Annotated in this window: 20 protein-coding genes and 1 pseudogene; 7 read left to right on the forward strand and 14 right to left on the reverse strand. The window is 64.8% G+C overall.

The window, feature by feature from the left end; translation table 11 throughout:
* Positions 1–365: 365 nt before the first annotated feature.
* The gene (locus ABD687_RS12225) at positions 366–551 is read right to left on the reverse strand and encodes a CsbD family protein (protein WP_264268719.1); all 186 of its coding nucleotides are present in this window, start codon (positions 549–551) and stop codon (positions 366–368) included.
* 327 nt (positions 552–878) lie between these two features.
* Here ABD687_RS12225 and ABD687_RS12230 point away from each other — a divergent pair, with 327 nt between their 5' ends.
* Positions 879–1,088, forward strand: coding sequence for a hypothetical protein (locus ABD687_RS12230; RefSeq protein ID WP_310290805.1), 210 nt, complete (start codon positions 879–881; stop codon positions 1,086–1,088).
* 91 nt (positions 1,089–1,179) lie between these two features.
* Here ABD687_RS12230 and ABD687_RS12235 read toward each other — a convergent pair whose 3' ends face one another.
* A complete protein-coding gene (locus ABD687_RS12235; protein WP_310290803.1) occupies positions 1,180–1,464 on the reverse strand; it encodes a VOC family protein in 285 nt (94 codons plus the stop codon).
* A gap of 115 nt (positions 1,465–1,579) precedes the next feature.
* On the opposite strand from ABD687_RS12235, the gene ABD687_RS12240 reads away from it, so the two are divergent.
* Positions 1,580–2,527, forward strand: coding sequence for a CHAD domain-containing protein (locus ABD687_RS12240; protein ID WP_310290801.1), 948 nt, complete (start codon positions 1,580–1,582; stop codon positions 2,525–2,527).
* Positions 2,528–2,548: 21 nt separating this feature from the next.
* Here ABD687_RS12240 and ABD687_RS12245 read toward each other — a convergent pair whose 3' ends face one another.
* Positions 2,549–3,145 (reverse strand): isochorismatase family protein, encoded by a 597-nt coding sequence (locus tag ABD687_RS12245; RefSeq protein ID WP_310290798.1) that lies wholly within the window; start codon positions 3,143–3,145, stop codon positions 2,549–2,551.
* An 86-nt stretch (positions 3,146–3,231) separates the two neighbouring features.
* Here ABD687_RS12245 and ABD687_RS12250 point away from each other — a divergent pair, with 86 nt between their 5' ends.
* Complete coding sequence (locus ABD687_RS12250; RefSeq protein WP_302263958.1) at positions 3,232–3,786, forward strand: TMEM175 family protein; 555 nt, start codon at positions 3,232–3,234, stop codon at positions 3,784–3,786.
* An 8-nt stretch (positions 3,787–3,794) separates the two neighbouring features.
* Here the strand turns inward: ABD687_RS12250 and ABD687_RS12255 are convergent, their stop codons facing one another.
* The 8 genes and pseudogenes from ABD687_RS12255 to ABD687_RS12295 form a co-directional block, all read right to left on the reverse strand.
* A complete protein-coding gene (locus ABD687_RS12255) occupies positions 3,795–5,234 on the reverse strand; it encodes an MFS transporter (protein WP_302263957.1) in 1,440 nt (479 codons plus the stop codon).
* A gap of 135 nt (positions 5,235–5,369) precedes the next feature.
* On the reverse strand, positions 5,370–6,047 hold the full coding sequence (gene deoC / locus ABD687_RS12260; protein WP_302263956.1) for a deoxyribose-phosphate aldolase: 678 nt from the start codon (positions 6,045–6,047) through the stop codon (positions 5,370–5,372).
* Positions 6,048–6,070: 23 nt separating this feature from the next.
* Positions 6,071–8,022, reverse strand: a pseudogene (locus tag ABD687_RS12270) (ABC transporter permease/substrate-binding protein).
* Positions 8,019–9,512: a sugar ABC transporter ATP-binding protein gene (locus ABD687_RS12275; protein ID WP_302263953.1), complete on the reverse strand. Its 1,494-nt coding sequence runs from the start codon at positions 9,510–9,512 to the stop codon at positions 8,019–8,021. Before ABD687_RS12275 ends, ABD687_RS12270 begins: the two are co-directional and overlap by 4 nt.
* 2 nt (positions 9,513–9,514) lie before the next feature.
* On the reverse strand, positions 9,515–9,919 hold the full coding sequence (gene rbsD, locus ABD687_RS12280) for a D-ribose pyranase (RefSeq protein WP_302263952.1): 405 nt from the start codon (positions 9,917–9,919) through the stop codon (positions 9,515–9,517).
* 32 nt (positions 9,920–9,951) lie between these two features.
* Positions 9,952–10,899 carry a ribokinase gene (locus tag ABD687_RS12285; protein ID WP_302263950.1) on the reverse strand — a complete coding sequence of 316 codons (948 nt, stop codon included), beginning with the start codon at positions 10,897–10,899 and terminating at the stop codon, positions 9,952–9,954.
* Positions 10,900–10,962: 63 nt separating this feature from the next.
* Complete coding sequence (locus tag ABD687_RS12290) at positions 10,963–11,967, reverse strand: LacI family DNA-binding transcriptional regulator (protein ID WP_302263948.1); 1,005 nt, start codon at positions 11,965–11,967, stop codon at positions 10,963–10,965.
* Positions 11,968–12,433: 466 nt separating this feature from the next.
* Complete coding sequence (locus tag ABD687_RS12295; RefSeq protein WP_310290794.1) at positions 12,434–15,259, reverse strand: FAD-binding and (Fe-S)-binding domain-containing protein; 2,826 nt, start codon at positions 15,257–15,259, stop codon at positions 12,434–12,436.
* Positions 15,260–15,417: 158 nt separating this feature from the next.
* Between ABD687_RS12295 and ABD687_RS12300 the strand changes: the two genes are divergently transcribed.
* Positions 15,418–16,083, forward strand: a complete 666-nt coding sequence (locus ABD687_RS12300; RefSeq protein WP_310290792.1) for a GntR family transcriptional regulator — start codon at positions 15,418–15,420, stop codon at positions 16,081–16,083.
* Positions 16,084–16,254: 171 nt separating this feature from the next.
* Here ABD687_RS12300 and ABD687_RS12305 read toward each other — a convergent pair whose 3' ends face one another.
* Complete coding sequence (locus ABD687_RS12305) at positions 16,255–17,043, reverse strand: IclR family transcriptional regulator (protein ID WP_377700277.1); 789 nt, start codon at positions 17,041–17,043, stop codon at positions 16,255–16,257.
* Between the two features lie 151 nt (positions 17,044–17,194).
* Here ABD687_RS12305 and ABD687_RS12310 point away from each other — a divergent pair, with 151 nt between their 5' ends.
* The 3 genes from ABD687_RS12310 to ABD687_RS12320 are packed head-to-tail and all read left to right on the forward strand — an operon-like array spanning position 17,195 to position 19,721.
* A complete protein-coding gene (locus ABD687_RS12310) occupies positions 17,195–17,899 on the forward strand; it encodes a CoA transferase subunit A (RefSeq protein WP_310290788.1) in 705 nt (234 codons plus the stop codon).
* Between the two features lie 5 nt (positions 17,900–17,904).
* Positions 17,905–18,555: a CoA transferase subunit B gene (locus ABD687_RS12315; protein ID WP_310290786.1), complete on the forward strand. Its 651-nt coding sequence runs from the start codon at positions 17,905–17,907 to the stop codon at positions 18,553–18,555.
* Positions 18,552–19,721, forward strand: coding sequence for an acetyl-CoA C-acyltransferase (locus ABD687_RS12320; protein WP_302263941.1), 1,170 nt, complete (start codon positions 18,552–18,554; stop codon positions 19,719–19,721). Before ABD687_RS12315 ends, ABD687_RS12320 begins: the two co-directional genes overlap by 4 nt.
* A gap of 94 nt (positions 19,722–19,815) precedes the next feature.
* Here the strand turns inward: ABD687_RS12320 and ABD687_RS12325 are convergent, their stop codons facing one another.
* Both ABD687_RS12325 and ABD687_RS12330 read right to left on the reverse strand, forming a co-directional pair.
* Positions 19,816–20,097 (reverse strand): HigA family addiction module antitoxin, encoded by a 282-nt coding sequence (locus tag ABD687_RS12325; RefSeq protein ID WP_302263939.1) that lies wholly within the window; start codon positions 20,095–20,097, stop codon positions 19,816–19,818.
* Entirely contained in the window at positions 20,094–20,387 is a 294-nt protein-coding gene (locus ABD687_RS12330) for a type II toxin-antitoxin system RelE/ParE family toxin (RefSeq protein ID WP_302263937.1), read from the reverse strand. Before ABD687_RS12330 ends, ABD687_RS12325 begins: the two co-directional genes overlap by 4 nt.
* Positions 20,388–20,633 lie beyond the last annotated feature (246 nt).

Here is a 20,633-nt window from a genome sequence, read left to right on the forward strand (position 1 = left end):
GCGACTATGTCTTGATCATCGCTTTTCACCGGGGGTTTATCAATGGTCTGCGCGCGCAGGGAAATACTGTCCCGGTCGAACCGGTGGATTGCCCGGACGCGTCCTCGGAAGAAACGGCCGCCATCCGATCTCTCAGGAGCTCCGATATGAAGGCTTTTCCCTGTTCGTTGAACCGAACAATGGACATTGAAGACGGCGCACCTGCGCACGCTGTTTGCCCGAGGGCCTAGCCCTGACCGTCGCCGTCCGTCTGCCGGTGGCGCGGAGCGGCTGCCGACGGGTGAACAAGGAAGCTCCCCGTGTGGGATCCGATGTTGCTTGGATCTCCGCACGGGGAGCCTGTGTTGCTGGGCGATGTGGCGGGATTAGTGACCCGTCACGTCCTTTGCAGCATCCTTGAGGTGTTCGCCGGCCTGCTTGGTCTTCGCAGCAGCCTGCTCGCCAGCCCCCTCGGCCTGCAGTTTCTCGTCGTCGGTGGCCTTGCCGGTCTCTTCCTTGATCTTTCCGGCGGCTTCTTCTGCTTTGTTGCCAATCTTGTCATCGAGACCCATGAGGCCCTCCTTCGATAGATGAAAACAGGAACATTCCCTAACTTAGGATTCTTTTCTTGGTGTTTGCTGGGAATCCATGCCGAGTCCGGCAATGAGGCTCTGCCGTGGACAACGAACCCACGGTTCACGCGGCGGCAGGGTTGGCCGGAGCCCTTGGTTGGAGCATGGCGGATCGTTCAAACAGGTAGGCGTTGAACGAGGCGCAGCCAGTTTGAGCAGGTACCGGATCCATGGGAATCCTCGATTTAACCCGCCATTCATGGCGTGCAAAGGTGGACAGGCTAGCCTTCAAGATGCGAACTTTGAAGCCAATGAAAGGGAAAAACCGTGCATGAGCTGGATCTGATCCGCGCAGCAACCGAAGACGTCTCCTCCGCCCGGGTGCTCCTTCAGGAGCGTACCGATGCGCTGGACGCCATCATCCAAACAGCCTTGGACCATGGGATCTCCATGGACCAGGTGACCGAGGCGAGCGCTTCACCGCAACCCGGAAATGCGCCCACCGTGGACTCGCGGCAGCACCAGCTCGTGGCCTGAGCAAGTTCCTTCAAGTTTCCATTTCCAGCAGCCCGTCAGCGGTGCGACGCCCGACGTCGCTTCCGTTCGACAGCCGATACTTCGCCCGTCCCTATGCGCGTTGCTGGTCCACCGGCGGGTGCTCGGCCACGCAGAACAGGTTGCCCTCCGGATCGGCGAGGGTGGTCCACCGGACGTAGGGCACCTCGTCGAGCACGTCCCACTGGTGCGTGGCTCCGAGCCCGATCAGGCGCTGGACCTCGCGCCCGCGGCGTGGTTCCCGGCTGAAAGAACATCCCGAATCCGCCCGGACCGTTGGGCGGCAGGTAGATGCTGTCTCCTCCGGCCGAGGGGTCGGCGCGGGTGACTGCTGCCCATTGCCTGCCCAGATCCGCATATGTCCGGGTTGGCCTCCGGGTTCTAGAATCGGGATTGACGCAACCGCGGCGGGCCGCCCGGGATCTGCCCGCGGAGGCCACCCGTGTTCGAGGTTCCGGGAAAGGATGCACGCCATGGCCAATGCCCGGGGACCCGCCGACCCGCCGCCGCCCGGCCACACCTCGGGCAACCCGGCGAAGCGCGAAAACGGGACCGTCCTGGATGTGGCCATCGGCTACCTGGACGACCAAATCAAGGAACTGCTCATCCAAGATCCCGAGGTTCGTTCCGGCAGCCCGGAAGCCGTCCACGACATGAGATCGGCAACCCGGCGGCTGCGCTCCGCCCTGGAAATCTACGGGCATCTTTTCGAGGCAAGCCCACGCCGGAGTCTGGGCCACGAGCTCAAATGGCTGGCCAAGGCCCTGGGCCGTTCCCGGGATGCCGAGGTCGTGCGCGAACGACTCCGTGACCGCATCGAGGAGCTGCCCGCGAAGTGGCGGACCGAGGTTCTCGTGGAGTCCCTCGAACGCGGGCTTGGCGATGCCCTCGACGCCGGACACCGGCGGGTGGGCAAGGCCTTGAAGTCCAGGCGCTATCGTCGGCTGTTGGAGGACCTCGAGCGATTCCGGGACGATCCCCCGGCCAGGGAACCTGCCCGCCGCCCCGCCGGCACCGAGGTCGCGGCATCGGTCAACGACCAGGCCAGGATCGTTGACCGCGCGTACCGGGCCATGGTGCGCACCGAACCCGGGCACGACCGCGATGTGGCGCTGCACCGGCTGCGCAAGGACACCAAGCGGCTGCTGCACGCCGCGGAATCCGCCGCCGGGATCCACTCGAAACGGGCCGCCACCCTGGCCCACCGGGCACGCCGGCTGCAGAAGATCCTGGGCAACCACCAGGACAGCGTGATGACCCGCGCCTTCCTCGAATCTCTGGCCGCCGAACCTTCCCTACGGCAGGATACCCGGCACGCGTGCGAAAAGATTCTCAAGCGGGAGGAAGGCATCGCCAGATCTGCGGCACGACAGTACGCCCGGGCCCGGCGGACATCGGGTGCGCTGCGGTTGCGCCGCTGAGCGTTCGGGGGGGTAGCGGTCCTACTTGCCGTCCGCGTCGAGTTCCTGTTTGCGCGGGAAGTACCAGCGCATCACCTCGCGCAGCTTGTCCGAGTCCTCGCGGGCCCAGTTGCGCATGAGCTCCGAGCCGAAGGAAATCGCCGTCACCGGCTGGGCGCCGGCGGCGACGGCGTCCGCCACCGGATAGACGCCATAGCCCTCGGCGAGCATGTCCAGGGTCGGGAAGGTCAGGCAGACTTCGGTCCACAATCCGGCGATGACCACCTTGCGGCGCCCGGTGCCCTCAATCGCCGCGCGGAAGTCCGCGTCCTCCCAGGCGTTCACCCCGCTGCGGTCAATCTCCCTCACACCGGGCAACTCGTCCTTGATCACCTGACTGGTTCCCTGGTTCACGCCCATGTCCACCCCGACGGTGGACAGCACCACGGGCACCCCGAACTTCGTGGCCAGCCGGCACAGCGCCACCACGTTGAGGTCGATCCGCTCGCGCGTGGTCGAGGTGACGGTCCCGTACTGTTCGGGCTGGAAGTCAATCAACGCCAACACGCAGTTCTGCGGCGTGAGCAGGTGGTCCCGGGCTTGGTCGCGCACCGGTTCCGGGGCGGTCTTCTTCTCCATGTCGTGCTCCTCTCGAGTCCCTCGGCGGCCGGACGCGGCCGACCCGTGGCAATTCGTGCAGATGAAAGACACGGTATATCACGATCATGGTCCTGGAACTCAAGGTTCCCGAGGGCCACGACCTGGCTTCGCTCCTCCCGGTCATCGGTTCCAGCCTGCTGACCTACCTGCTGAGCTTCGTCTACATCGGCATCTACTGGAATAACCATCACCACATGTTCCAGGTCACCGAGAAGATCACCGGCGGAGTCCTCTGGGCCAACCTGCATCTGCTCTTCTGGCTGTCCCTCCTGCCGTTCAGCACCGCCTGGATGGATGAAAGCTCCCTGGCCAGGACGCCCGTCGTCACCTACGGCATCAATCTTTTGGCGGCGGCAGCCGCCTACCTCATCCTGCAGCGCGTGATCATCCGCGGGCAGGGCGCCGACTCGGCGCTCAAGCGCGCCATGGGACCGGACCGGAAGGGCAAGGCGTCCCTGGTGCTCTACACCCTCGGGATCCTTGCCGCCCTGCTGGGCGGCGAACACGACAGGGTCTGGGGCTACCTGGGCGTCGCGTTCTTCGTGGCCGTTGCCGTGCTCTGGCTGGTCCCGGATCGCCGGATCGAGCGCAACCTTGGTGCGGGGCATCAACCCGCCTGAATCGGCGTTCAGGAATCGTCGTCGGAAGTGGCTTCCACGTCCTGTTGGCCCTCCGCGATCGGCGCGCTCTCCGGAGCCGTGGCATAGGCGATCGAGAGCCGCCGGTAGGACCTGGTCGCCAGTGCAGCAAGCCCAAGAATGATCGAGGCGATCCCGGAAACCAGGAACACCATCGCGATCCCGCGGGCGTTCCCCTCCCCTAGCAGCCAACCCCAGCTTTGCTTGCCCGGGTCGGAGGCCATGTAGGGAATGATCCAGAACTCGGCCAGCGGCGCGATCATGAACGCGGTGATCGGAGCGGCGGCCGATTCGAACGTCATGGCGAAGCCAAACACCCTGCCCTGGACCTTGTACGGCACCACCTTCTGGATCACCGTCTGCTCGGCCGCCTCCACCGCGGGAATAATCATCATGAAAATCCAGATCCCCACCGCATAAAGCCACCACCACTCGCGGATCGTGAACGTGGCACCCAGCACGCCGGTGCAGGCCACCAGGATCAGCATGGTCCGGATCGGGTTCTTGCCCAGGCCGAACTTGGCCACCAGTCCGCCGCCGATCAGGAACCCGGTGGCGGTCACCCCGAGCACCACGCCCCAGATTTCCACCGGGAAGATCGTCAGGCCGTACGGGTCCATCAGCGCCATGAACACCCCGCCGGTCAGGTTGTTGAAGGTGGTGAACAGGATCAGGGCAAACAGTCCCTGGGTGGCCCGCACCGCAGCGATGCCGGCACGGAGATCGGCGAAGTTCTCGCGCCCCTCTGCCCGCACGATCTTTGGCTCCGGAATCCGCAGGACCAGCAGATGCACCAGCACCGCACCGCAGGCCACCAGCGCAATGATGATCGCGCCTCCCATCCCCAGGAACCCGATGGCCAGTCCGCTGAAGACCGAGGTGATCATGAACGCAAGGCCTTGCACCGTCCCCACCAAGCCGTTGGCGTTGACCCGGCGGTCCGCGGGCACCAGCAGGGTCACGGTGGTGGACAGGGCGATGTTGCGCAGTTGCTCGACCACCGCGCCAATGAGGATCACGAGGGCAAAAAGCCAGAACCAGATCCCGGTCAGGCTCATCAGATCGGCCTCGGGAACCAGCATGAACATTGCCCCGGCCACCCCAAAGCAGGCCACGGTAAACAGCGTGGAACCCACCATCACCGCGTGCTTGCGGTACCTGTCCACCAGCACCCCGAAAAACAGGCCAAAGAACGCAACCAGCAGCATGTAGGTGCCGCCAATGAGCCCGGTGGCCAGCACCGAACGGGTTTCCAGATACACCCAGAAGGTCAGGGCAAACCAGAGGAAGCTGGTGATGACGTTCGCGAGGGCCGTATTGACCAGCACATGCATGAATGTGCGGTGCCCCGTCTTGGGCGGCATTGCATTCGCGGCGGCTTGCCTGTCGGTCGTTTCGATGTCCGCGGAGGACGGATCTTCCTGCGACATGCTCCAAGCCTAGAACCGGGGCGGACACCGCGGTAGGTCAACTCGCAAGGAATCGGCGCCGGTGCCCTCGGTGAGTGTCGGTAAAAGGAGAAGGACGGTGCTTGCGCACCGTCCTTCTCCCGTTGGCATTGGGCATTAGTAGCCCGAGGTTGCCGCCGTTCCCTGCAACAGGTTCCTGCTGCCCGAAACCCCCAGCCGGGTGGCACCGGCAGCAATCATGGCCAGCGCGGTTTCGCGGTCACGGATGCCGCCCGAGGCCTTGACGCCCAAACGCCCGCCCACGGTCTTGGCCATTAATTCCACGGCGTGGATGCTGGCGCCGCCCGCCGGGTGGAAGCCGGTGGAGGTCTTGACGAAATCGGCGCCCGCGCGTTCGGATGCCTCGCAGCAGCCGATGACCTGGGCATCGCTGAGCGCTGCCGATTCGATGATCACCTTCAGGACACGCGGTGCCGGCACTGCCGCCCGGACCGCGGCAATTTCCGCTTCCACAGAGGCGAAGTCCCCGGCCGTGGCCAGGCCCAGGTTGATGACCATGTCGATCTCCGAGGCGCCGTTGGCCACGGCCTCGGCGGCTTCGGTGGCCTTGATGGCGGCCGAATGCTTGCCGGAGGGGAATCCGCACACTGCGACCACGGGAACCGTGCTTTCGGGCAGCGGCAGCATGGCCGGGGAGACGCAAAGCGAATAGGTGCCCAGCGCGGCCGCCTCGGCCGCCGCGGCCAGTACATCTTGCCGGGTCGCCTCTGGCGTCAGCAGCGTGTGGTCAATCAGGCCGGCCAGTTCGGGGCCGTCCACGGTGTTCTCGGTCATCGTTGTTCCTGTCTTGTTGCCTGTTACTTGCATGTGGTGGCGTCGCCGAGACCGGTGAGGTAGTCGCAGAATCCGGGAACATCGTCCTTGACGACGATCCGGCCCTGCAGGACCTGTTCCTTGTTGACGTCGTTTCCGGCGGCGACCTCTCCGGCGATCCGCACGACTTCCTGGCCGAGGGCGAAGGGAGACTCTGCGTTTGTCGCATACATCTGGCCGGACTTTACCGCGCTCAGTGCATCTCCGATGCCGTCGTTGCCGACGATCTGCACCTGGCCCACAAGGTTGCGGGACTTCACGGCGGCCACCGAGCCCAGGGCCATTTCGTCGTTGGCCGCATAGATGCCGTCAAGGGACGGGTGGCCTGGAGGATGTTGTTGGTGACGTCCAAGGACTTTCCGCGGTCAAAGTTGGCCGTCTGCGTCGCCACGATCTTCACACCGGGGCATTCCTTCATCCCCTCGCGGAAGCCATTGGAACGGTCGCGTGCCACGGAAGTGCCCAAGATGCCCTGGACCTCGGCCACATTGCCCTTCCCGCCGACGGCCTCGCACAAGGCCTTGGCACCGTTCTTGCCCGCCTCCACGGCGTCGTATCCGATGAAGGCACGCAGCTCGCCCTTGTCGGGCATGCGGTCGAAGGCGACCACGGGAACGTCCGCGGAGTTGGCCTGCTGCACGATCGAGCCACCCGATTCACTCGAGGTCGGGTCCAGGATCAAAACGTCGGGCTTCTTCACCAGTGCCGTGGTGGCCTGGTTCAACGCGGCGGTGTCGTCGTTGTTGGCGTTTTGCACATCCAAGGCAATCCCGTCCGCCTCGGCCTGGGCCTTGGACCCGTCGGCAACGGAGACGAAGAACGGGTTGTTCAGCGTGGAGATGACCAGGGTCGCGCTCTTGGCCTCGGCGACCGCGGAATTGCCGCGGTTCACCACCGTGACGACGGCAATGACGGCGATGGCGACGATCACGGCGATGGCAGGAAGCACGAATTTTCCATTGGGCCGCTTGGTCGCCTTGCCCACGGGTGTGCCCTTGAAGATGCGCGCCAGCATGCCCGAGTTCCGGTCAAGGTAGACGGCGATCAGGATGACCAGGCCCTTGACGACGTTCTGCAGGAAGGGCGAGACGTTGAGCAGGTTCAGTCCGTTGTCGATGGTGGCCAGCAGGATGCCGCCGATCACCGTGCCGATGATGGCGCCGCGACCACCGGCCAGGGACGTGCCGCCGATGATGACCGCGGCAATGGCTGCAAGCTCGAGTCCCGTGCCGGCCGTCGGCTGGGCGGTTCCCAGGCGGGCCGTGAGGATGAATCCGGCGATGGCGGCGAGCACGCCCGAGATCGTGAAGGCCAGGATCTTGACGCGATCGGTGGAGATGCCCGAGAGCCTCGAGGCCTCGACGTTGTCACCGGTGGCGTAGAGCTCCCGGCCGAACTTGGTGCGGGCCAAGACATATCCGGCGACCGCGGCGACCAGCAGCATGATCCAGATGGGGTTGGCGATGCCCAGGAACTTGCCCTGGCCCATGCCCAGGAACGCGTTGGACGTGACGCCCACCGGGTTGCCCTGCGAGAGCTGCAGCGCCAGCCCGGCAAAAATCGACATGGTGGCCAGCGTGGCAATGAAGGATGGCATCCTCGTCTTGGTGACCAGCAGTCCGTTGACCAGCCCGGCCCCGGCGCCAACGCCAAGTCCGACGAGGAAGCCGGCAACGAAGCCGTGCTCGGCCATGACCATGGCGGAAGACATGGCGCTGAAACCCAGGACGGCGCCGACGGAGAGGTCGATCTCGGCCAGGATGATGACATAGGTCTGGCCGATGGCCAGCAGGGTGACCACCGCCGCGGTGACCAGGATGTTCAAGAGGTTGGTGGGTTGCTGGAACAACGGGGTTGCGATGACCAGGGCGATGGCCACGATGGCCAGCATCCAGACCGCGCGGAGTTGATCCGCTACTGCTGCAAATCGATTCATGACGAGGTACTCTCCAAAGCGTGTTCAAGGACTGAATGCTGGGTTAGTTGGGGGCCGCTCAACTCGGCGACCGGGGTGCCATTGCGCATGACGATCACCCGGTCAGACATCTCCACCAGTTCGGGGAGGTCCGAGGAGACCATCACCACGGCCATTCCCTCGGCCGCGGCGTTCTGGATGATTCGGTAGATCTCCGCCTTCGCACCGACGTCCACCCCGCGCGTGGGTTCGTCCATGAGCAAGACCTTCGGGTTGCTCAAGAGCCAGCGCGCGAGCAGGACCTTTTGCTGGTTTCCGCCGGACAGGGACGAGACCAGGGCGTTCACGCTGGTGGTCTTGATGTTCAGTTTGCCGGAGACTTCCAGGGACCGTGCCCGCTCCCGGGAGCGGCTGACGATGCCTCCGGCGCTGATCTCCTCGAGCGTGGCCAGGGACTGGTTGTGCGCGATGGATTGGCCCAAAGCAAGGCCCTCGGCCTGCCGGTCGGGTGTCAGGTAGGCGATGGACCGGGAGATGGCCTGCTTGGGGCTCTTGGCCCGTGCATCCTTCCCGTCGATGCGCACCTGCCCCTGCGCCTGTTCGAGTCCGAAGAGCGAGCGCAGGATCTCGCTTTTGCCGCTGCCCATCACTCCCCCGATGCCCAGGACCTCTCCGGCGTTCACGGTGAAGCTGACGTCGTGGAAGTCGTCGCCGCGGCAGAGCCCGGAAACCACCAGCCGCTCGGTGGACGTGGCGTGTTCTTCCTTGGGATAGAAGTCGTCGACCTGCTCACCGACCATGGCCGCAACCACCTGCTTTTCGGTCAGCTCGTCCGGGGTCCCGCGCAGCGAGACCTGTCCGTCGCGCAGCACCACAATGTGGTCCGAGAGGGCAAATACCTCAGGGAGCCGGTGGCTGATGTAAATGATGGCCACGCCTTCGGACTTGAGCTTGTTGACCTGCTCAAAGAGCTGCTCGGATTCGCGCTGGTCAAGGGCCGCGGTGGGCTCATCCAGGATCAGCACCCGCACCTTGTTGTGGATGGTCTTGGCGATCTGGACCATCTGCTGCTCCCCCACGGACAGCGAGGAGACCGGCGCGCGGGTGTCAACGTCCAGGCCCACCCGGGCCAGGACCTCGGCGGCCGTGGCATGCATGAGGTTCTTGCGGACGAACAGCGAGCCGAAGCTGCGCTCGTGGTCGCGGGCAAAGAGGTTGGTGGCCACGTCCAGGTGCGGGAAGAGGTTTTGCTTGATTTCCTGGTAGATGACCTGGATGCCTTCTGCCATGGCCTGTTGCGGGGCGGAGAACCTGTGCTCGGTCCCGTCGATGAGGATCTTGCCGGAGTCCTGCTTGTGGGCGCCGGAGATGATGCTGGTCAGCGTGGACTTGCCTGCGCCGTTCTCCCCCACCAGGGACACTATTTCCCCCGGAGCCAGGGACAGGCTGATGCCGCGCAGGACCTCGTTCTCGCCAAAGGACTTGTGGATTTCGACTATTTCAACGGCCATGGCTAGTACACCACCCCGGCCTGGAGAATGACGTTCGCGTACGAGGTCGTTTCGCCGGAGCGGACCGCCGCACGGGCGCCCTTGGTCCGTTCCTTGAACTCGGTGTGCGGGATCAGCTGCAGGGCAATGCCCAATTCATCGAAGCGGGATTTGATCTCGCTAAACATCGCCGGGCTCTGGTCCTGGACCTCCCGGGCCAGAACCACTCCCTCGACCTCCATCTCGTTGAGCACGACATCCAGCACCTCAAGGAACCCGGGTGTGCCGGGCTTCAGTGCGAAATCGATCCGCTCGACGCTTGCCGGAATGGGCAGTCCAGCGTCGGTGATGACGATTTCGTCGGTGTGACCTGTCTCGGAGATGACCCGGCTCAATGCCGGGTTCAGTGTTCCGTTGTTCTTGCGCACGCTTGACGTCCTTGTCGTTCGGGGGCCTGGGTTTATTTGTGTGCGGCGAGGAATTCCTCGACCGCTGCACGGGTGGGGATGCTGGGGCTTGCTCCGGCGACCGTCACGGCCAGCGCACCGGAGGCCATGGCGGTGTTGAGTGCTTCTTCCCATTCGTTGCCGGCCGCCATGGCGGAGCCAAGCGCACCGGCGAATGCGTCCCCGGCTGCGGTGGTGTCAATCGCCGTCACCTTGAACGCCGGGTAGTGCTCCGCGCCCCCGGATGAGACCACGACGGTTCCTGCACCGGCCAGAGTGACGATGGCCCGACCTACTCCACGGTCGGTGAACCAGCGTCCGGCCTCGACCGCCGTGGCGGCATCGGTGACATTGATGCCGGTGATGAGCCGGGCCTCGGTTTCGTTAGGGGTCACGATGTCCACCGAGGCCCACAGCGACTCATCCAAGGCGGTGGCCGGCGCCGGTGCGGGATCCAGCACCACGGTCATGCCGGAGGCGTGGGCAAGGTGCGCCGCGGCGATCGCACTTGCATGCGGGATCTCAAGCTGGATCAAGGCCACGTCGCCGGGGGCGCCGAGTGCGGCCAGCGCGTCGGTGACCTGCTGCACGCCGAGTTTGGCGTTGGCCAGGGGAACCATGACGATGTCGTTCTCGGCCGAATCGTCAACACGGATGTGCGCGATTCCGGTGGGACCGGCGACGCTGAGCACCGAGGTGGTGTCGATGTTCTCGGCGTTCAGCGAATCCAGCACCAGGTCCCGGAAGGAATCATCGCCAACGCAGCCGATCATGTGGACCTCGCTGTTGGCGCGTGCGGCGGCGATCGCCTGGTTGGCGCCCTTGCCGCCCAGGACCATGGAAAAGTCGTTGCCGAGAATGGTCTCGCCGGGCTTTGGCAGGCGGGTGGAGAACGTGGTCAGGTCGCACGTGATGCTGCCAATGACCACTACCTTGCTGGCGCGGGGCGTGTTCGGGTTCATGTTTGGGGGCCGTGTCCTTTGTGCTGGGCTGGGTGCCGGGGAATGCTGAGGTGAAGGGAGCGTTCAGGGTGCCGTGCGCGGAGGAGGAGCCGTGGAGGCACGCAGGGTCAGGCTCACCGGCAGGATGCGCTTGACGGCAGGCGCGTCCGGCTGGGCGAGCCGATGCAGGATCCGCTCTCCGGCGATCTGGCCTTCGAGGCCCGCCGGGCGTGAGATGACCGAGTGCGGAGGGTTCAGGAGTTCCGCCAGGGCGAAGTCGTCGAAGCTCAGCATGGACAGCTCGGCGGGAACGGCGATGTGGGCCTCGTTCAGGGCCTTGAGCGCACCGTGGGCCATGAGGTTGTTTCCCACGAAGATGGCTGTCGGTCGCTCCGGTTCGGCAAGCAGTTCGCGGGTGGCCTCGTATCCGAAGTCCTGCGTGAATTGCCCGATCTTGCGGAAACGCTCGGGGATCTCGACATTGGCCTCCGCGGCGGCGGCGACGAATTGCTCGTGGCGGATCCGGCCGGGTAGGGAAGTCTGGGGGCCGCTGATGATGGCCAGGAGCGTGTGGCCGAGCCCGGCCAGGTGCCGGGCGGCCAGCTCGGCCCCGGCGGCGTTGTCCACCACGACGACGTCGAAAGCCGATTCCTCATGCAGGACGCGGTCGACCAAGACCGTGGGCAGCGCAATCCTTTCCAGCGCGAGCTTGGTGGCATCGGATTCGATGGCGGGCACCAGCACAAATGCGTCGACTGCATCGCTGAGTCGATTCAGCAACTGGACCTCGGTGTCGGCATCCTCGTTGCTGCTGGCGACGACCACGCGCAGACCTGCCGGGGCGATGGTTTCCTCGAGGCCGCGGACGATCTGGGCAAAATAGGGGTTGGAGATGTCCGGAACGATGGCCGCGACGGTGTTGTGGCGGCCCAGCCTCAGGCCGCGCGCACTGGTGTTGGGTCGAAAATCCAGTTCCGCGATGGCTCTGTCAACGGCAGCAGTGGAGCGGATCCGTTGGCCCGCCAGGTGCCGGGAGACAGTAGCGATGGACACCCCTGCGGCACGCGCAACATCGTGGATATTGGCCACGCCGGTACCTCACTCTCACTGTCTTCGTTGACGAATTGATGGTCCGAAATGCCGCATCAGTGATGCCGGACACCAAAACTGTAAAGGTTTACAGTAATCCAGAATGAGGCAAGTCACACGACCTGTCAAGCGCGCATTCGAGACCTTTGTCAACGAGCCCATTCCCGCCATCGAAGAGGTGCGAGCCCTGCGTCCGAACCGAATTAACCGAGTAAGGACTGGTCAAATGGCAGTTACTGTTCCCATGGTTGCCGATCGAAATGCCTTCCGGAGCGGGTGTATTTCATGCCGACAACTCGCCCGGCGCCGAGGGCGCCGAACTCAGTCCGTCTGCAACAAGACCGAGGCCGATATGCTCGTGGGCAATTCGAGCGCGGCAATTCAAGCGCGACAATTCTCAGGTCTCCACTGCCCGAGCAAGGGCAGCCGCCGACGCCCGCGAGCGCTCGCGGACGTCGGCCCGGCATCACGGTCGCGTGGTGCGCTCCAGCAGTTCCAGAACGTGCTCGTAGGGATGATCCGTCGCCCGGGTCATGCCTAATTCGCAGGTCCGATTGCACGAGGCATGCGTGGTCGCGCCGAAGGCGCGTACCTCGGCGGCCTGTACCTCCGTGGCCGATGCCGTGAGTTCGGGGTGGAGCATCCCTCGGTCCCCGGCAAATCCGCAGCAGCCCCAGTTTTCGGGGATCTGTATCGTGTCGGCAACAGCCTCGGCAACGGTCTGCAGCGCCGGGTTCAGGCCCATCCGGGTGGAGGAGCACGTGGGGTGCAGCGCGAGGCTGGCCACCTTCTTTCCCGCGGGAAGCAGCGGCAGGATGTGCTCGGCCGTGTATTCGACCACGTCCATGATCCGCAGTGGCAGGCCGCCTGCGGGAGGCACTTCCTCCTCGATGGCGTGGCGCAGTCCTTCCGTGCAGGATGAGGCGTCACAGAGGATCGGCAGTTTGCCGTTGCGGCTGGCGGCGCGCAGGGCGGAGATGGTGAGCTCCCCCATGCTGGCCCTGCCCTTTTCCATGCCCTTGGAGGACCAAGGGGTCCCGCAACACAGCGAATCAATGCCCTCCGGAACCAGCAATTCCACTCCCGTCCGCCGGGCCAGGGCACCGAAGCTTTCTTGGATTCCTTCCTGCCGTGGGTCGGCAGGCCCGAACATGGTGTTCACGCAGGCGGGGAAGTACACGGCCACCGGTTCTTGCGCCGGTGCGGGTCGTGCTCTCTGACGCCCGCCTGCCGGCAACTCCGGCGAGTACAGCGGCAACACGTCGGCACCCAGCACCGCGCGTCCTGCCTTGTTGGCGCCCAGCACCAGCGGAAGCGGTACCTTGTCTGCGACACCCAGCAGCTTGCCGGCGCCCCGGGTCACCGCCGACCAGTGCTGCGCGGCGGCATCCCACACCGAACCTTCCACCGTGTTCACGTTCTTGGCCCGCAGTTTTTTCACGAGGGTCCCGGTGTTGATGTCCACGGGGCAGGCAGTCTGGCACATGCCATCGACAGCGCAGGTGTCCACAGACTCGTAGGAATAGTCTTTCTCGAGTTCGGCCGCAAGCTTGGTGTCGCCGGCCAGTCTGGCTGTCTCGATCGCGCGCAGCGTCACGATGCGCTGGCGCGGGGTCAGGGTCAGGTTCCGCGATGGGCAAACGGGCTCGCAATAACCGCAGGCCACGCAGCGGTCGACTTCCGGGTCCACGGCCGGCGTGACCTTGATGTGGCGTAAATGCGCCTTCGGGTCCTCATCCAGGATGACCCCTGGGTTCAGCAACCCCGCAGGGTCCAACAGCATCTTGAGTTCGCGCATGACGTCGTACAGTTCGTCGCCGTATTGGCGGCGAACATAGGGTGCCATGACCCTGCCGGTGCCGTGTTCTGCCTTGAGCGATCCGCCCTCTCCGAGCACCAGCTCAACCATGTCCTCGGTGAAGGCCGAATAGCGCCCGAGCTGTTCGCTGGTGTGGAATCCGTCGGTGAGCATGAAGTGGACGTTGCCGTCCTTGGCGTGGCCGAAGATCACGGAGTTCTCGTATTCGTACCGGTCAAAGAGCACCGAGAGTTCGGCGCAGGTCCGCGCCAGCGCCGGAACCGGAACCACGATGTCTTCGAGCAATGCCGTGGTTCCCTGGGCCCGGGCACCGGCAACGGAGGCGTAGAGGCCCTTGCGCAGCTTCCACAATTGGGTCCGGGTCTTTGTGTCCGGGCTGAATTGCGCCGGGGCGCTGAGTTTGAGCGAGTTGGCCAGGGACATTCCCGTGGCCTGGCGATCGGCCAGCTCTTCGGCGCTCGAAGCCGTGTATTCGACCAAGAATGCCGCATGTGAATGCACGTTGAGGTCTGTGATGATCTGCGGGGCTCCCTGCAGAGTTTGACCCACCTTCAACGACAGTGAATCCATCAGTTCAACGGTTGCCGCTCCGGATCCCACCAGCGCCTCGAGCGACTCGTTGGCTGTGAACAGGTCATCAAAGACCATCAAGGATGTGGTGACGTGCTTGTACGCCGGCACGGTCCTAAACGTTGCCTCGGCCACGAACCCGAGGGTGCCCTCGGAGCCAATGATGAGATGTGCCAGGACCTGCGCGGGATCTTCGTAGTCCAAGAATGAGTTCAGTCCGTAGCCCATGGTGTTCTTCATGGAGAACTGGTGCTTGATGGTCGCCACCGATTCCGCATTGGAGCGCACCCGCTTGGTCAGGGCCTCGAGACCGGCAAAGACCGCGGGTTCAAGGGCCCGAAGTTTCTCGTTGGCATCCGGGGCACCGGTGTCGATGACGGTGCCGCTTGTCAGAACGATGACCACTGACTCCAGGGTGCGGTACACGTTGTCAACGGTTCCGCAATGCATGCCGGAGGAATTATTGGCCACAACGCCGCCAATGGTGCAGGCCGCCTCGGAAGCCGGGTCGGGTCCGAACTTGCGACCGTAGAGTGCCAGCCGTGCGTTCAGCGCTCGCACGGTGACTCCGGGCTGGACCCGTACACGTGCGCCGTTGTCCAAGACATCGATGTCCTTGAAGTTCTTTCGCACGTCGACCAGCAGCGATTCGGTGACGCCCTGCCCCGAGAGCGACGTCCCACCGGAGCGGAACGTCAGGGGAAGGTTGACTTCGGCACTGGCTTTCAGCAGGGCGCCGACTTCGGCGGCATTGCTCGGGATCGCCACGGCCTGCGGGGTCAACAGGAAGTGCGAGGCGTCGTTGGCGTAGGCGTGCAGGTCGATGGGGCGCTGCGTGAGTTGGTCGTCATTGGCCAGCGCGCGGCGCAGTGTGGGAATCAAGATATGGCTCTTCCGTTCCATGAATCGAAAATATGCCGTCGGTTGTGCGACGGCCTTGAGACCGGCGCCACACCGACCCTATGATTGTCTAACAAGTACACTTGTGTATCAAGCTGAATTCGAGAAAATCTGTCACGATTGTTGTCTCGGTTGCCCGCCAGTCAAAGGATCCCGTCTTCATGAGCCAACGCGTCACCGCGCTTTCCATCATTGATGCAATCGTCGAGGACCTGCGCCGACGAATCTATGAGGGTGATCTTGAGCAGGGAACCGCGCTGACCGAATCCGACGTTGCGGGAAGCTACGACGTTGCCCGACCGACGGCCAAGGCCGCCATCGAGAGGCTGGTTGCCGATTCCCTCTTGGAGCGCGGTGCCCACAAAACGGCACGCGTGAAGACATTGGGTGCCGACTCGGTCAGGGACATTTATTTTGCCAGGGCCTACCTCGAATCCGAGGTGGTGCGTCGGCTGGCAACGACCACGACAGTGCCACCGGCGGCAGTGCGCGCGAATGCTGAAATTACCGCCCGCATTTCGCAGCCGGCAACGACAGTCATCGACCCAGACATGGAATTCCACACCGCCTTGGTCGACGCGATGAACAACCAGCGGACCAGCGCGATGTACCGGTCACTGTTGGGTGAAGTTCGACTCTGCATGACACGCGTGCAGTCGCTGGAACTGCTCGACACCGCTCGGATTGCTGCCGAGCACGCGGCTATTCTGGAACGAATCGAGGCCGGCGACCCAGAAGGGGCGGCCACCGCGTTGGATGGGCACCTTTCCCAGGCGAGGGAACTACTGGCGGCGGAGCTCGATGGAAACTCGCACCACCGTTCCTGACCTGCGCCCGAGTTTTCCTGGGGGACTTCAATGGGGCACTGCGGGAATTCCAACTTTTGGCGGTGCCCTGCGACAGTTGATTGGATTCGCAGACCCCTGGGCTGAATTCATCCCAGGTGCCTTGGACGGCTACGGTTTGGGCCGACTCATGCTGAACGCAGGGAGCTGGGCTCAGCGCGCGGGCAACACTTGGTCACTACGCAACTTCTTGGACAGCTCGTGCGCGTGGTGCATCAGCAGCCGCCCCATCTCGGGACGCCGTTCGGGGGAAAACCGCGATTCGACTCCGGTCAGGCTCAGCGCCCAGGCGGGCTGGCCCGCGGCATCGAAGACCGCGGCGCCCATCCCCCAGCTTCCCTCCACGATCAGTGCCGGGTTCTCTGCCCAGCCGCGCGCCCGCGTCTCGGCAATGCGCCTGCGCAACGGGTCGGGGGCGTGGTCGCTTCCATGCTCGGCAGCCAGGTCCCGGCCTTCCAGGTAGCGCTCGATCGCCTTTTCGGGCAGGAACGACAGGATCGCCAACCCCGCCGAGGCCACGCCGAGCGGGAAGCGCTTGCCCTCGTAGAGCACGAAGGAGCGGATCGGGAATGCCCCGTCGGCCCGCAGCAGGCACACGGTCTCGTCTCCCCGCCGCACCGAGAGAAATGCGCTTTCACCCGTGGCATCGGCCAGGGCGGCAACGTGGTCGCGGGCGATCTCGGTGATGTCGTAACGTTCGGCCGCAACTGTTCCCATCAGGTACATTTCCGGGCCCAGCAGCCACAACCCCTCCCGGTTGTCGTGGTCGCAAAACCCCTCGGCCGTTAGCGCAGCGAGCAGCCGGTGCACGGTCGGGCGGGCCAGCCCGGTGCCCCGGGCCACCTCCGCCGTGGAGATGCCCCTGGGCATCGCGGTGCTGACGGCACGCAGCACCGCCGCCATGCGGCCCACCACCTGGGCGCCGGGGAACGAGGAATTCATGTCCATATTATGGTCGAGATTCAGCCAACTAACCACCCATCGAGCAATCCAGGTCACATAGGCCCGATCCATTGACCGGGATATCATCGGATCTGTACGGTCAAAGCAGGACATCGGAGCGTTCCACATCGTGGACGACACAAGGAGAACCATGACAACGAAAGTCATTGACGACGCCGCTGCGGCGTTGGCCGCAACGGTGCGCGATGGAATGACCATTGCGGTTGGCGGCTTCGGCCTCAGCGGAATCCCCAACCGACTCATCACCGCCCTGCGCGACTCGGGCGCCACCGGGCTGACCATCGTCTCGAACAACATGGGCGTGGACGGCAAGGGTCTGGGCGTGCTGTTGGAAAACAAGCAGGTCTCCAAGGTCCTGGCCTCCTATGTGGGCGAGAACAAGCTCTTCGCCCAGCAGTTCCTCAATAAAGAGCTCGAGGTCGAGTTCGTCCCGCAGGGCACGCTGGCCGAGCGCCTGCGTGCCGGCGGCGCGGGCATCCCCGCCTTCTACACCCCCACCGGTGTGGGCACCCCGGTCGCCGAGGGCAAGGAAACCATGGAATTCAACGGCCGGGCCGCGATCCTGGAACGCGGCATCGTCGCGGACATTTCCCTGGTCCGCGCCTTCGAGGCCGACCCGGAAGGCAACCTGCGCTACCGGATGACCGCACGGAACTTCAACCCACTGGTCGCCGCGGCCGGGCGCGTGACCTTCGCCGAGGCCGAACTCATCCACGAGGACTACCTGAACCCGTCCCTCGTGGACACCCCGGGCATCTTCGTGCAACACGTCGTCGCGACCGACGGCGTCAAGGACATCGAACAGCGGACCGTGCGCGTCCGCCAGGAGGCATAGCAAGCATGTGGACACGCGATGAAATGGCGGCGATTGCCGCCAGCGAACTGACCGACGGCCAATACGTCAACCTGGGCATCGGCATCCCGACCCTGGTGGCCAACAACCTGCCCGAGGGCGTGCGCGTCACCCTGCAATCCGAGAACGGACTGTTGGGCATGGGACCCTTCCCCTATGAGGGCGAGGAGGACGCCGACCTGATCAACGCCGGCAAGCAGACCGTCACCCTGCTGCCCGGCGGCAGCTACTTCGACTCGGCCACCTCCTTCGGCATGATCCGCGGCGGGCATGTGGCCACCGCGATCCTCGGCGCCCTGCAGGTCGCCGCCAACGGCGACCTGGCCAACTGGACCATTCCCGGCAAGCTCGTCAAGGGCATGGGCGGGGCCATGGATCTGGTGGCCGGCACCCCGCGCGTCATCGTGATCACCGACCACGTGGCCAAGGACGGCACCCCGAAGATCGTCGAAACCTGCGACCTGCCGCTGACCGGCGTCGGCGTGGTGGACCGGATCATCACCGACCGTGCCGTGTTCGACGTGCTCGATGCCGCCCTGGTGCTGCGCGCCATGGCCCCCGGAATCACCGTCGAGTCCCTGCGCGAAACCACCGGCGCACCATTCACCATTGACCTCAAGGAAGAAGCAGCAGCATGAGCGCACTGATCGCCGGGTACGCCCGCACCCCGTTCGCCCGATTCAACGGGGCCTTCGGCACCGTGTCGGCCACTGACCTGGGAGCCCACGCCGCCGCTGCGGCGCTCGAACGTGCAGGGATCCCCGCCGACCAGGTCCAGCGAGTCTTCGCCGGCCAGGTGCTGCAGGCAGGTGCCGGGCAGAACCCGGCACGCCAGTCCGCCGTCGGCGCGGGCATCGGCCTCAACATCCCTGCCCTGACGCTGAACGCAGTGTGCCTCTCGGGCACCGAGGCAGTGGTGGCAGGAACCCGCATGATCGACGCCGGGGAGGCAGACGTGGTGGTGGCCATCGGCCAGGAATCCATGTCGCTGGCACCCCACGTCCAGCGCGCCCGGGCCGGAACCAAGTACGGTGCCATCGAAATGATCGACACCCTCGAATTCGACGGACTCACCGACGCGTTTGAAAAGCGTTCCATGGGCTCCTCCACCGAGGACGGCAACACTTCCATGGGCATCAAGCGTGCGGAGCAGGACGAGTTCTCCGCCCGCTCGCACCAGCTGGCCGCCGCGGCCGCCGACTTCCATGCCGGGGAGATCGCACCCTTCACCATTTCCTCCCGGCGCGGGGACACCGTGGTCTCGGCCGATGACGGCATCCGCGCCGACACGACCGTCGATTCCCTGGGCAAGCTGCGCCCCGCCTTCAGCAAGGAGGGAACCATCACCGCGGGCAACGCCTCGCAGATCACCGACGGCGCCGCCGCGGTGGTCTTGGTCAGCAAGGCCGCCGCCGAACGCCTGGGCATCAAGCCAATGGCCGAGATCGTCTCCCACGCCCTGGTGGCAGGGCCCGACGTCACGCTGCACGAGCAGCCCGCCAATGCCATCCTCGCCGCACTGGAAGGCACCGGCATTGCGCCGGCGGATCTTAAGGCGGTCGAGATCAACGAGGCCTTTGCCGCCGTGGGCGTGCGCTCCACCGCGAAGCTCGGCATCGACCCGGAGATCGTCAACGCCAAGGGCGGGGCCATCGCCCTGGGCCACCCGATCGGTGCCTCGGGCGCCCGGATCGTCGGCACCCTTGCCCGCCAGCTCGCCGAGCTCGGCGCCGGATCCGTGGGCGCCACCGGCATCTGCGGCGGCGGCGGACAGGGAAGCGCCGTGATTCTAAGGGCGTTGTAGCGCCAACAAGCTCGGGCCTCACATTGGCCGAACGCGAACACGGGCACTCCCACACTTCATCGAAGCGTGGGAGTGCCCGTGTTTAGCCCACTGTTCAGGCGGCGTCGAGTGGTTTCACGTCGTGTGTCTTGCCGTTCAGCTCCCGGGCAAGGTCATAGTTCACCTGCATGGCAAGCCATCCTCGGGCGGTACCGGTCCCGGCAAGCTCCAGCCTGACGGCCAGGTTCGGGCTGATGCCGGCACGTCCGTTGACAACGCGGCTCAGGGTCACGCGGGAGACCCCCAACCTCAGCGCGGCTTCAGCGACGGTCAAGCCGAGTTCGGCGAGCACGTCTTCGCGAATGATCTCACCCGGGTGCGGTGGGTTCTTCATCATGGTGCTGTTCCTTCAGTGGTAGTCCTGTAGTCAACGAGCTCGACGTCTTGTCCAGCGAATCGGAACGTCACAGGCCAATTGCCGTTGACCCAGATCGAGAAGTGTCCGGCAAGGTCGCCCTTGAGTTCATGCGTGCGGAACGAGGGAATGGCGAGGTCAGGCGGTGTTTGCGCAATATCGAGCACGCCCAAGATGCGGAGGAGCTTGGCCCCAGGCGCGGGCTGCACGTCCTTCTTGGAATTGTCGCGATAGAGCGCTTCCAACCCCTTGTGCCGGAAACTGACGATCACGAAATTACCGTATCGTGTATCGGCTCACGATACGACTGTTGTCGCTGGCGTAATCCCACCCGCAGGACGTTGACCAGCTCCACCTCCAAGCCCGCCGGATGCGCCGGCACACCTCGCGACAGCGCCTTCATCCGACGGACTGTGGACGGCCACTACCCCGCACCGGAGGACGGGAAGATGAGGCGGTGCCGGGCCGGAACATGCAAGTGCGGAAGGAGACATCGTCGCCTTCCGCACCCGTTTGGT

It is taken from the genome of Paeniglutamicibacter sulfureus, from assembly GCF_039535115.1.
Lineage (GTDB): Bacteria > Actinomycetota > Actinomycetes > Actinomycetales > Micrococcaceae > Paeniglutamicibacter > Paeniglutamicibacter sulfureus.